The sequence below is a fragment of the Bacteroides sp. ET71 genome, assembly GCF_023336905.1.
Classification (GTDB): Bacteria; Bacteroidota; Bacteroidia; order Bacteroidales; family Bacteroidaceae; genus Bacteroides.
Map to the genome: position 1 here is coordinate 18,347 of NZ_JAMBLS010000032.1, position 12,310 is coordinate 30,656.

Here is a 12,310-nt window from a genome sequence, read left to right on the forward strand (position 1 = left end):
CGTTGTTTTCGGTTAGCGACGCTCGTCGTTTCTGGTACACGGGGCCTTGCCTGTTTTTTTGATTGTGCAAAAATACGTAAACCACCTGAAAATACCTTTCTTTCCTGCCCGTTTATAAGGAATATTAATACCTTTGCCCCGACTAAACCAATCATCATGTGCTGCAATATGAACAAAATAGGTGTGAATGTGCTATTACCTCTGCTGCTGTTGACCGTGCTTTTCTCTTCGTGTAGCCGCAAATATCGGGTGGAAGGCACTTCATCCATCATAAGCTTGGATGGTAAAGTCCTTTATCTGAAAATGCTCCAGGACGGCGTTTGGGTGCCAATCGATTCTGCCGAAGTTATTCACGGAAGTTTCAAGATGAAAGGGCCGGTCGATTCAGTACGTATGGTTACTCTTTATATGAACAATGACGCGCTGATGCCCTTGGTGCTGGAAGATGGCAAAGTCTTTGTATCCATTGCGCCAGGCAGTTTGGTGGCCAAAGGAACTCCCCTCAATGACCGGCTTTATGGCTTTATCGAACAACGGAACGATTTGGAGCGCTCCATCGAAGAACTGGAACGCAAAGAAGCCCAAATGGTACTGGATGGTGCGGACATAGATGAGATACATGACGACTTGAAGCAACAAGTGGACAAGAAATTGAAAGAAATGGACGACTATACCCACCGTTTCATTACCGATAATTACGAGAATGTCTTAGGTCCCAGTGTGTTCATGATGATGTGTACTACATTGCCCTATCCGATGATGACAGAACAGGTGGAAGACATCATGCGGACAGCTCCCATGTCTTTCAAAGACAATCCGCTGGTGAAAGATTTCCTTTCCAAAGCCAAGGAGAATATGAAGCTGATGGAGGAACACAAACGTTTGCAAGAGAATATGGCTGTAAACAGTCATTGATAAGATTAAAATAGAAAAGGCCGGGACAGAATTATGCTGCCCCGGCCTTTTCTTATAATAAGCAATTATTCTAAACAGTCATCCAACGCCTTCGTCAAAGCTGCTTTGTCTAAATGCTGCCCGATAAACACCAACTTAATCATACGGTCACCGTATTTTTCGTCCCAGTCGCGCAACAATCCGGGTTCTTGGCGCATCAACTCAATCAAGTCTTCTTCAGAGGCAGTAGCATACCATAGGCCGGCTTCTTTAATTTGTTTTTGCCTGCCGGCTTGTTCAAACAAGAAAGACATATCACGGTTGTGGCTGAAGTAGCAGACTCCTTTGGTGCGGATGACGTTTTTAGGCCATTGGGTCGCCACGAAATAATCAAACTTATGGATGTCGAAAGCCGGACGCCGGTAGTAGACAAACGTTTCTATGCCATATTCTTCCACTTCACCGCCTTCCGCATGGTGGTGATGGTGTTCCCCTTCTTCTTCATGGTGGTGATGGTGGTGGATAAGAGCTTTGGCTTCGCGTTCTTCTTCGGCAGTGGCTTGGCGCTCAATTTCGCGTACCCATCCGGCAGAAGTTGCGACACGTTCGAAGTCAAAGAGGTGCGTGCCGATAATTTTGTCCAAATCTACTTTGGCATAATCACACTCAATGATTTGGGCTGCCGGTTGTAAGGTGCGTATAATTTGCTTAATACGCGTCCGCTCTTCAGGCTTCACTTCCGAAGCTTTGTTTAACAGAATGATGTTGCAAAATTCTATTTGCTGGATGATAAGATTTTCGATGTCTTCTTCGTCGATGTTGGGACGTGTGAGAGTATTGCCACAAGCAAATTCGTCCTGCAGGCGTAAAGCATCTACTACAGTGACCACACAATCCAGACGGCATTTACCATATTTGGTATAAGCTCCACCCAGTTGAGGAATAGAACAAAGAGTCTGGGCAATAGGTTCTGGCTCACAAATACCGCTGGCTTCGATGACTATGTAGTCAAAGCGTTGCATTTTCATTAGCTCGAAGACTTGCTGGATAAGGTCAGCTTTCAGCGTGCAGCAGATGCAACCATTTTGCAGCGCTACCAAACTATCATCCTTTTTACCAACGATACCTCCCTGTTGAATAAGGTCTGCATCTATGTTTACCTCACCTATATCGTTGACAATGACAGCAAATTTAATGCCACGTTCGTTGGATAAGATGTGGTTGACTAAAGTGGTTTTTCCGCTGCCCAGATAACCAGTCAAAAGCAGTACAGGAATTTCTTTTTCATTCTTCATAAGAATTTTGTTTTTAATTCAATCCACTGGCAATAGCTTTGTAAGTTTCATCCATCAGTATTTTTACGTTTTCAGGTCCTTTACCGTGAGACGGAATGGGTTGGTGGATGATTAGCGTTAATCGGTGACGGCGTACCCATTTGGCGTTTCGTGGCAGTACATCGAATGAGCCATTAATGGTGACTGGTACCACAGGCAGTTGTAAATCGTCTGCCAATTGGAAAGCACCTCTTTTAAAAGAACCCAAATGCCCATCTTTTGTACGAGAACCTTCGGGAAAGACTACTAAAGATACTCCATTTGTCAGTGAGCGTTCTGCTTGGCGGATAGTGGTCAACATTCCTTTAGGATTGGTGCGGTCTACAAAGATATGGCCGGCACTTTCGCAGGCTTTACCCACAAATGGAATTTTTCTCAGACTCTTTTTCATCATCCATTTGAAATTGCGTCCCAAGAAACCATAAATAAGGAAAATGTCGAAGGCTCCTTGATGATTAGGAGCAAAAACATATGAGGTACACTTATCCAGCTTCTCTCGTCCCTTTACCTGTACGGGAAGTAGCAGCAGGTAACAAGTCAGTTGTGACCATATTTTACCGGGATAATATCCCCATACGTGAGCCCCTCCTATCAGGGAACCGATAATTGTGGTGAGGGCAGTTAGCAAAGTCAGCACCAGGAAAATGGGCAGGACAATACATAATTGATAGATTCTGTAGAGTATCTTCATAAAGCTCTTCTTTTGTTGCGGCAAAGATACATATTTATTTCATAGAGTAGAGGAGAGTAAAGGGCATTATTCCTTTTTTAATGTAATCACTGTGATTTCTGGCCATGCTCCGAAGCGGAAGGGTAGGCCTACGTATCCGATGCCAATGTTGACATAGAGTGCACGTTTACCTTCCCAATACATGCCTTTCCATTCTGGATATTTAAGTTCTGCCAGTGAGTGTCCGAACAGAATACCTTGCATGGCATGCGTGTGTCCTGCCAGCATCAGGTCTATGTCTGAAGTGGAAAGTACTTCGCGGCGCCAATGGGTAGGGTTGTGGCTGAGCAGAATCTTAAACATGCCGTTCGTTCCCTGTAAAGCGCGTGGCAGGTCGGCGTATTGAGAGAAAGGAGGTTCACCGTCATTCTCTACACCAATCAATGCGATACTGTCGCCGTTGTGATGGATGATTGCATGGTCGTTGTTCAGCATTTTCCAACCCATGTCCTTTTCTTGTCTGATAAGATTCTGTAGGTTCGCTTTCTCTTCTTGGGGACTCTTCCAATGATAATAGGTTCCATAGTCGTGATTGCCCAAAATGGAATAGACGCCGTCTGGTGCTTGAAGTTGTGAAAGAATATTCAGGAAAGAGTTTAGCTCATCACTGCGTTGGTTTACCAGATCTCCGGTAAAGACTATTAAATCTGGTTGCTGGCTGTTGGATAAGTCGACGAGTTCTTGCACCGATTCCGGATGTCCTTGCCAGCTTCCGATATGAATATCTGAGAGCTGTACGATACGATAGCCGTCGAAACCGGCAGGTAGAGTTTGTGAGGCATATTCTACTTCTTTTACATCGAAACGTGTAGTACCGATGAATGAACCGTAGGCAATGCATCCGAAACTGATAATGGCGAGGATTATGCCGAGTGTGGTGAACGGACGGCGTGGGCATGGATGGATGAGAAAATGCAGCAGATTGCCTGTTGCGGAAACCAGCATGAAAAGCAGTTTGGGGACGGCAAACAGCATGATGGCAATGGCCAGTCGTCCGATGCCGAGAGGGTGGTGGGACAGGGCATTGTCACCCGTAAGAAACATGAAGTATATGTAAAGAAGTCCCAACAGCAGAGTCGGAATCCAGTAGGAAAAACGCAGCAGGGCATTTTTGACCTTCCGGATGATGTAGGTGAAGTAAATGTACAAGTCTGGGATTAGCAGAACAATGAGCAGGAGCAGGGTTATTCGGTGCATATGTCTTTTAACTCTTCAATGTTTTTGCGGATGTCATTGATGTATTTGTACATGACCTTTTTGTAAAGGATGTAAATAATAAGTATGTCTGCCGCTAATAGGAGGGCGATGACTAATGCTTGCGTGCTGGGGGGAGCCTGATGATAGCCCATGACCCAGAAGTAGAGTGCGTTGAAGAGAACTATCCATATGCCGGCGGCGATAGTCTCGTAACGCATGTGGCGTTGGAATATGTTCATGCGCCGGCTTACCTCTACGATGCTCATTTCGTCAATGCGTATGGATTTGAGGTGCTGGAATGTTTTCCAGTCCCAGAGCAATCCGGCAATCAGGCTGATGGCCAGGAATGTCAGTAGGATGATGACTTTCCGCGTGAGGTGGCTTTGGGATTCCATGAAATCCGGTGCCCATATCCATGCCGGTATGAGCAGGAGTAGCAGTCCTCCCCCCACGCATAGTGAGATGCGCTGTATGAGGCTGAGATGCCCCAGTTGTTTTTGTGTATTGGCTTTCCCGCTAGAGATTAGCTTGGCCATTTCTTGTTCATCTACTAATGCCTTTTTGTCCAATTGTGTATCTACCACATTCCATGATTTTTTCAGTTCATCTAGTTCCATGTTTAGTCCTCCTTTCTCATTTTCCTCAGTTTGTCTTTGATACGGCTCAGTTTGGTGGCTACGTTGGTTACTGTCAGACCGGTGATTTCGGCTATCTCTTCGTAGCTTTTGTCTTCCAGGTAGAGCAGAATGATGGATTTCTCGAGTTGTCCGAGACGGTTTATCATCTGGTAGAGCTGCCGTAGCATGGTTTCCGTTTCGTCGTCATCCTCCGTCCGGTCAAAAGCCGGTGTCAGGGTGACGATTTCGGGTGTGTTCTTCCCTTTCCTGATAAAGCTGATGCAAGTGTTCAGCGCGATGCGGTATATCCAGGTGGATATTTTACATTCATGCCTGAACTTGCCAAACGCTTTCCACAAGTTGAGCACGACCTCTTGGTATAAGTCATTCAGGGGTGTGTCGGTTGTGGCGTACATATAGCACACCTTGTAGATGACGCGCTCATAGGTCCGTATCGTGGCTATAAACTCTTGCTCTATGTTTTCCATCTTCTTGTTAAAGAATTCCTGTTCCCTATGGGTTATTTTTACTGTATAAGTCGCCCGGAGTGTTGATAAATCACAAGCCTGTGCAAAAATAATCAGATTTGGTGTCATCCAAGTAGAGCGGCCAGGAACTTTTTCATTCTTTCCACTGTGAGTCCGCGGCGGCGGGCGTAATCCTTCAGTTGGTCTTCGCCGATGCGGCCCACAGCGAAGTAGCGGGCGGCAGGATGGGCCAACATCAATCCGGAAACGGAGCTGTGCGGATGCATGGCTCCGTTTTCTGTCAGGGTGATGCCGATGCGTTGCATGTCCAGCAGGTTGTCCAGGATGAAGTTGACGGACTGGTCGGGCAGGGAAGGGTAGCCCACGGCGGGGCGGATGCCTTGGAAGCGTTCGGCCAGCAGGTCGGGGATGGGCAGGTCCTCGTCCGGAGCGTAGCCCCAGGCTGTCTGGCGGACGTATTGGTGCATCTTCTCTGTGGCGGCTTCGGCCAGGCGGTCGCCGAGGGTCTGGATGAGCAGGTCGCGGTAGGGGTCGTCCGGAGCGTGAAGGGCTTCAAGCCCGTTGACGGTAGAGGCGAACAGTCCCACCGTATCTGCCTTGCCCGACGACAGCGGCCGCACAAAGTCGCTCAGGCAGAGGTGGGGAGCTCCCTGTGTGTTGGGTTTCTGCTGGCGCAGTAACGGGAAGACGGTGCCGCCTTCGATGAGGAGGTTGTCTTCGTCCGCATTGGCGCGGCAGAGGCGGAAGATGCTGGACGTGGCAAGCTCGCCTTCCAGTTCGTCCAGCAACTGCCGGGCGTCTGCTTGCAGTTGCCGTGCTTCCGGCGTGTGCGTGGCTGTGAGCTTGAATCCCCAGGCATGGAAGAAGTACGTCCAGTTGATGTAGGGGGCTACTTCGTGAATCCGATAGGTGAGCAACTGTGCGTCAGGCATGGAAGCGCAGCTCCTCTCCGCGGTAGGTGTCGTCCACGCCCGTGGTGTGGTCGTAGACAAGGTGTCCGTTGGCAAAGGTCTTTTCCACCTGCCATTCGAAGGTGCGGCCTTCCAGCGGGCTCCAGCCGCATTTGCTCAGAATCTTGTCGCGGGTCAGTTGCCAGTGGGTGTGGGGGCGGACCAGTACCAGGTCGGCCCGGTAGCCTTCGCGGATGAAGCCGCGGCCTTCGATGCGGAAGAGGCGGGCGGGGGCGTGGCACATCTTCTCTACCACGAGTTCGGGGGTGAAGATGCCTTCGTCGGCCAACTGCAACATGCTGACCAGCGAGAACTGCACCATCGGCATGCCCGAAGCGGCCCTCAGGGCGCCTCCGGTCTTTTCGGTCAGCAGGTGCGGGGCGTGGTCGGTGGCGATGAGGTCTATCTGCCCCTCCACGACGGCCCGGCGCAGGGCGTCGCGGTCGGCCTGGCGTTTGACGGCGGGGTTGCACTTGATGCAGGCGGCCAGCATCTTGTAGTCTTTCATCTCGAACAGCAGGTGGGCCACGCAGGCTTCGGCCGTTATCTGCTTCGTCCCGTCCAGGGGGGCGTTGCTGAACAGTGGCAGTTCCTTGGCCGTGGAGACGTGCATCACATGCAGGCGGGCGCCGGCTTCGGTGGCCAGTTGGACGGCCAGGCGCGACGAGGCGTAGCAGGCCTGCACGGTGCGGATGTAGGGATGTTTGTTGAGGGGGATGTCGGCCCCTTCGATGTAGGCGGCCTTGTATTTCTCGGTGTTGCGGCGGATGATGTCCTGGTCTTCGCAGTGTGCGGCGATGAGCATGTCCGTGCCGCCGAAGATGCGCCGCAGGCTGTCCATGCGGTCCACCAGCATGTTGCCCGTGCTGGAGCCCATGAAGAGCTTGATGCCGCACACGCGCGTCCGGTCCAGGCGGGGGAAGAGGGTGTAGTTGTCATTGGTGGCGCCGAAGTAGCACGAGTGGTTCACCACGCACTTCTCTGCCAGCAACGCCTGTTTCTGCTCCAGGGCTTCGAGGGTCACGGTGGGCGGGTTGGTGTTGGGCATGTCCATGATGGAGGTCACTCCGCCCGCGGCTGCGGCGCGGCTTTCGCTGAAGATGTCGGCCTTGTGCGTCAGTCCGGGGTCGCGGAAGTGCACGTGGTCGTCGATGACGCCGGGCAGCAGGCAGCAGCCAGTGGCGTCGATGGTCTCGTCGCACGGGGCGGAGAGGGGCCGGCCGTCGGTCAGTATCTCGGCGATGCGCCCGTCGGCGATGACGAGGGAGCCTTGCTTGCGCTGTCCCTCGTTGATGATGGTTGCGTTGTGTATCAGGGTTCGTTTCATTGCTATATAAATCTTGGTATTAATCGTTTTACAATCCTGCACCCCCGCAGGGTTATGCCCCAGCGCCCCCGCAGGGTTAACCCTCCCGGCGCCCCCTCCGGGTTATAACCCCCGGTACCCTCCGGGTAGTAACCCCCGGCACCCTCCGGGTAGTAACCCCCCGGACCCTCCGGGTAGTAACCCCCCGGACCCTCCGGGTCGGGCTATGGGGTTAGCGTTGGTATTTCCGCCACAGGCTGTCCCACTTCAGGCGGATGACGCCGAAGACGGCTTCGCCGAAGATGCTGGAGTTCATCTTCGACGTGCCCAGCTCGCGGTTGATGAAGATGACGGGCACCTCGTGGATGCGGAAGGCGTACTTGTAGGCGGTGAACTTCATCTCTATCTGGAAGGCGTAGCCCTTGAAGCGGATGCTGTCCAGCGGGATGGTCTGGAGCACGCGGCGGCGGTAGCACACGAATCCCGCCGTGGTGTCGTGGATGGGCAGGCCGGTGATGAGGCGCACGTATTTCGAGGCGAAGTAGGACATCAGCACGCGTCCCATGGGCCAGTTGACCACGTTGACGCCGCTGACGTAGCGCGAGCCGATGCTGACGTCCGCCCCCTCGTCATGACAGGCGGCATAGAGGCGCGGCAGGTCGGCGGGGCTGTGGCTGAAGTCGGCATCCATCTCGAAGATGTATTCATAGTCCCGCTCCAGTGCCCAGCGGAAGCCGGCGATGTAGGCCGTGCCCAGTCCCTGCTTGCCGGGGCGTTGCAGCATGAAGAGGCGGTCGGCAAACTCCTCGCGTTGCAGCCGCTTGACGATGTCGGCCGTTCCGTCCGGCGAGTTGTCCTCCACCACCAGGATGTGGAAACCGTGCTCCAGTCCGAAGACGGCGCGAATGATGTTCTCTATGTTCTCCCGCTCGTTGTAGGTGGGGATGATGACGATGCTGTCCGAAGTAGTATTCATAGTCTTTATTAGCTCGTAGCTTGTAGCCGGATTATCACTTGCAAAAGTACAGCTTTTCCCTCACATCCCGCGCAAGTTGGGCGATTATTTCGTACTTTTGCGCCCGTAAACCGAAAGAGTATGACCCTAAGCGAACTGCAACAACTCTATGCCGCCCATCCCAACGTGGAGGCCATGCGGCGTCTGCTGGACACGCCGTCCGTTCATCATATCTATTGCGGGGGCCTCGTGGGCTCGTCTGCCTCGCTCTTCGCCTCCGTGCTGGCCGGGCAGGCCCTCCGTCCGTTTGTCTTCATCCTGGGCGATGTGGAAGAAGCCGGCTATTTCTACCACGACCTGGTGCAAGTGCTGGGCGACGCGGAAGTGCTGTTCTTCCCCTCGTCTTTCCGCCGCGCCATCAAGTACGGGCAGAAGGATGCCGCCAACGAGATACTGCGCACCGAGGTGCTGAGCCGCCTGCAACGGGCCGACTCGGCCCTCTGCATCGTCACCTATCCCGACGCCCTGGCCGAGAAGGTGGTGTCGCGCACCGAACTGACCGACAAGACCCTGAAGCTCCATGCCAACGAGCGGGTGGACATGACCTTCGTCACCGAGGTGCTGCACAGCTACGGCTTCGAGCGCGTGGATTATGTCTACGAACCCGGCCAGTATGCCGTGCGCGGCAGCATCATCGACGTCTTCTCCTTCTCCTCCGAATACCCCTACCGCATCGACTTCTTCGGCGACGAGGTGGAGAGCATCCGCACCTTCGAGGTGGAGACGCAGTTGTCGAAGGACCGGAAGGACGGCATCGTCATCGTGCCCGACCTCAGCCACGACCTCGAGCAGAAGGGCACGGGAGGCATGGTCTCCTTCCTCGACTTCCTGCCTGCCGACACCGTGCTGGCCATGCGCGACTTCCTCTGGCTGAGGGAACGCATCCAGCAAGTGCACGACGAGGCGCTCACTCCGCAGGCCATTGCCGCCCGCGAGGCCGAGGAGAACGGCGCCATCTCGCTGGACGGCAAGCTCATCGACGGAGGAGAGTTCACCGTGCGTGCCCTCGACTTCCGCCGCCTGGAGTTCGGCACCAAGCCTACGGGGACGCCGGATGCCACACTCGCCTTCCATACCTCGGCGCAACCCATCTTCCACAAGAACTTCGACCTCGTGGCGCAAAGCTTCACCGACTATCTCTCCCGAGGCTATACATTATATATATGTAGCGACAGCCGCAAGCAGACCGACCGCATCCGCGCCATCTTCGACGACCGGGGCGACCGCATTACCTTCACCGCCGTCGACAAGACCCTGCACGAAGGCTTTGCCGACGAGACCCTGCACCTCTGCATCTTCACCGACCACCAGTTGTTCGACCGCTTCCATAAGTATAACCTCAAGAGCGACAAGGCACGCAGCGGCAAGGTGGCCCTCTCCTTGAAGGAGCTGAACCAGTTCACCCCCGGCGACTACGTGGTGCACACCGACCACGGCGTGGGGCGCTTCGCCGGACTGGTGCGCATCCCCAACGGCAACACCACGCAGGAGGTGATGAAGTTGGTCTATCAGAACGACGATGTGGTGTTCGTTTCCATCCACTCCCTGCACAAAGTGTCCAAATACAAGGGCAAGGAGGGCGAGCCGCCCCGCCTGAACAAGCTGGGCACGGGGGCTTGGGAGAAACTGAAAGACCGCACGAAGAAGAAGATTAAGGACATTGCCCGCGACCTCATCAAGCTGTACTCCCAGCGCCGCGAGGAGAAGGGCTTCCAGTTCAGCCCCGACAGCTTCCTGCAACGCGAGCTGGAGGCCAGCTTCCTCTACGAAGACACGCCCGACCAGAGCAAGGCTACCGCCGAGGTGAAGGCCGACATGGAGAGCGCCCGCCCGATGGACCGCCTGGTGTGCGGCGACGTGGGCTTCGGCAAGACGGAGGTGGCCATACGCGCCGCGTTCAAGGCCGTGACGGACAACAAGCAGGTGGCCGTACTGGTGCCCACCACCGTCCTGGCCTACCAGCACTTCCAGACCTTCCGCGAGCGGTTGAAGGACATGCCCTGCCGCGTGGAGTACCTCAGCCGTGCCCGCACTTCGGCTCAGGCACGTGCCGTCATCAAGGGGCTGGCCGCGGGCGAGGTCAACATCCTCATCGGCACGCACCGTATCCTGGGCAAAGACGTCAAGTTCAAGGACCTGGGCCTGCTCATCATCGACGAGGAGCAGAAGTTCGGCGTCAGCGTCAAGGAGAAGCTGCGGCAGATGAAGGTCAACGTTGATACCCTCACCCTGACTGCCACGCCCATACCCCGCACCCTCCAGTTCTCGCTGATGGGGGCGCGCGACCTCAGTGTCATACAGACGCCGCCGCCCAACCGCTATCCCATACAGACGGAGGTGCATACGTTCAACGAAGAGGTCATTACCGACGCCATCAACTTCGAGATGAGCCGCAACGGGCAGGTGTTCTTCGTCAACAACCGCATCGCCAACCTGCCGGAGCTGAAGGCACTCATCGAGCGTAACATCCCCGACTGCCGCGTCTGCATCGGCCACGGGCAGATGGCTCCCGAAGAGTTGGAGAAGATTATTCTGGACTTCGTGAACTATGATTACGACGTGCTGCTGGCCACTACCATCATCGAGAGCGGCATCGACATCCCCAACGCCAACACCATCATCATCAACCAGGCGCAGAACTTCGGCCTCTCGGACTTGCACCAGATGCGTGGCCGCGTGGGCCGCAGCAACAAGAAGGCTTTCTGTTACCTGCTGGCACCTCCTCTGTCCAGCCTGACGCCCGAGGCCAAACGCCGCCTGCAAGCCATCGAGAACTTCAGCGACCTGGGCAGCGGCATACACATCGCCATGCAGGACCTCGATATACGCGGGGCGGGCAACATGCTGGGCGCCGAGCAGAGCGGCTTCATTGCCGACCTGGGCTATGAGACGTATCAGAAGATTCTGTCCGAGGCTGTGCGCGAGCTGAAGACCGATGAGTTTGCCGACCTCGTGGCCGAGGAGCAGCAGGCTGCCGACGGCTCGGGCAAAATCAGCGGCGAGCAGTTCGTCGAAGAGTGCCAGGTGGAGAGCGACCTCGAACTGCTGTTGCCCGCCGACTACGTGACCGGTAGCAGCGAGCGCATGTTGCTCTACCGCGAGCTGGACGGCCTGACGCTGGACAAGGATGTGGAGGCTTTCCGCGACCGCCTGGTCGACCGCTTCGGCCCTGTGCCGCACGAGACGGAGGAACTGCTCCGCATCGTCCCCTTGCGCCGCATCGCCGCCCGGCTGGGTGCCGAGAAGGTCTTCCTCAAGGGCGGGCGCATGACGCTCTACCTGGTGAGCAATCCCGACAGTCCCTACTATCAGAGCCAGGCTTTCGGCCGCCTCATTGCCTACATGATGAAGTACACCCGCCGCTGCGACCTGCGCGAGCAGAACGGCAAGCGCTCGATGTTGGTGAAGGAGGTCACTACCGTGGCCGAGGCGCTGGGCATCCTGCAAGAGATGCTGGCCATGCCGGTGAATGAACAGTAATCAATCTAAGGAAAACGATATGAGTATCATAGAACGTAAACATCAGTTGCTCCAGCGTTTGTTTGTGCTGGATGACGAGCTGAAGCTGGAGGCCATTGAGGCTTTCATGGACGCGCAGTGTCCTGATGCCCCCTGTATTTCTCTGCTGAATTGAGGGCGAAGGTAGATGCTGCCCTGGAAGAGATGGAACAGGGGAGTGTATGTATATGTAGCACGGAGGAGATGGCGCACAGGTTGTCGTTATGGAGCGTGGAAAAGCCACGCGACTTTGATCCTTTTGGCCAACTAGGATTTGCCCC

General features: G+C 54.7%; 11 protein-coding genes. 3 read left to right on the forward strand and 8 right to left on the reverse strand.

From position 1 onward, the window contains the following. Positions 1 to 168: 168 nt before the first annotated feature. On the forward strand, positions 169 to 915 hold the full coding sequence (locus M3090_RS13030; RefSeq protein WP_249056965.1) for a DUF4369 domain-containing protein: 747 nt from the start codon (positions 169 to 171) through the stop codon (positions 913 to 915). A 65-nt stretch (positions 916 to 980) separates the two neighbouring features. On the opposite strand, the gene M3090_RS13035 is transcribed toward M3090_RS13030, so the two are convergent. The 8 genes from M3090_RS13035 to M3090_RS13070 form a co-directional block, all read right to left on the reverse strand. After that, on the reverse strand, positions 981 to 2,189 hold the full coding sequence (locus tag M3090_RS13035) for a CobW family GTP-binding protein (RefSeq protein WP_249056968.1): 1,209 nt from the start codon (positions 2,187 to 2,189) through the stop codon (positions 981 to 983). 13 nt (positions 2,190 to 2,202) lie between these two features. After that, entirely contained in the window at positions 2,203 to 2,919 is a 717-nt protein-coding gene (locus tag M3090_RS13040) for a lysophospholipid acyltransferase family protein (protein WP_249056970.1), read from the reverse strand. Positions 2,920 to 2,985: 66 nt separating this feature from the next. Next, entirely contained in the window at positions 2,986 to 4,155 is a 1,170-nt protein-coding gene (locus M3090_RS13045; protein ID WP_249056972.1) for a metallophosphoesterase, read from the reverse strand. Next, on the reverse strand, positions 4,143 to 4,772 hold the full coding sequence (locus M3090_RS13050; protein ID WP_249056974.1) for a hypothetical protein: 630 nt from the start codon (positions 4,770 to 4,772) through the stop codon (positions 4,143 to 4,145). The genes M3090_RS13045 and M3090_RS13050 overlap by 13 nt, the downstream gene beginning before the upstream one ends. A 2-nt stretch (positions 4,773 to 4,774) precedes the next feature. After that, entirely contained in the window at positions 4,775 to 5,260 is a 486-nt protein-coding gene (locus M3090_RS13055; protein WP_249056976.1) for an RNA polymerase sigma factor, read from the reverse strand. A 104-nt stretch (positions 5,261 to 5,364) separates the two neighbouring features. Then, entirely contained in the window at positions 5,365 to 6,192 is an 828-nt protein-coding gene (locus M3090_RS13060) for a vitamin B12 dependent-methionine synthase activation domain-containing protein (protein ID WP_249056978.1), read from the reverse strand. Then, on the reverse strand, positions 6,185 to 7,537 hold the full coding sequence (locus M3090_RS13065) for a dihydroorotase (protein WP_249056981.1): 1,353 nt from the start codon (positions 7,535 to 7,537) through the stop codon (positions 6,185 to 6,187). The genes M3090_RS13060 and M3090_RS13065 overlap by 8 nt, the downstream gene beginning before the upstream one ends. A 211-nt stretch (positions 7,538 to 7,748) precedes the next feature. Beyond that, positions 7,749 to 8,492: a polyprenol monophosphomannose synthase gene (locus M3090_RS13070; protein ID WP_249056982.1), complete on the reverse strand. Its 744-nt coding sequence runs from the start codon at positions 8,490 to 8,492 to the stop codon at positions 7,749 to 7,751. Between the two features lie 120 nt (positions 8,493 to 8,612). Between M3090_RS13070 and mfd the strand changes: the two genes are divergently transcribed. Both mfd and M3090_RS15880 read left to right on the forward strand, forming a co-directional pair. Further along, complete coding sequence (mfd, locus tag M3090_RS13075) at positions 8,613 to 12,011, forward strand: transcription-repair coupling factor (RefSeq protein WP_249056984.1); 3,399 nt, start codon at positions 8,613 to 8,615, stop codon at positions 12,009 to 12,011. 19 nt (positions 12,012 to 12,030) lie between these two features. Then, positions 12,031 to 12,165, forward strand: a complete 135-nt coding sequence (locus M3090_RS15880; RefSeq protein ID WP_262918933.1) for a hypothetical protein — start codon at positions 12,031 to 12,033, stop codon at positions 12,163 to 12,165. Positions 12,166 to 12,310 lie beyond the last annotated feature (145 nt).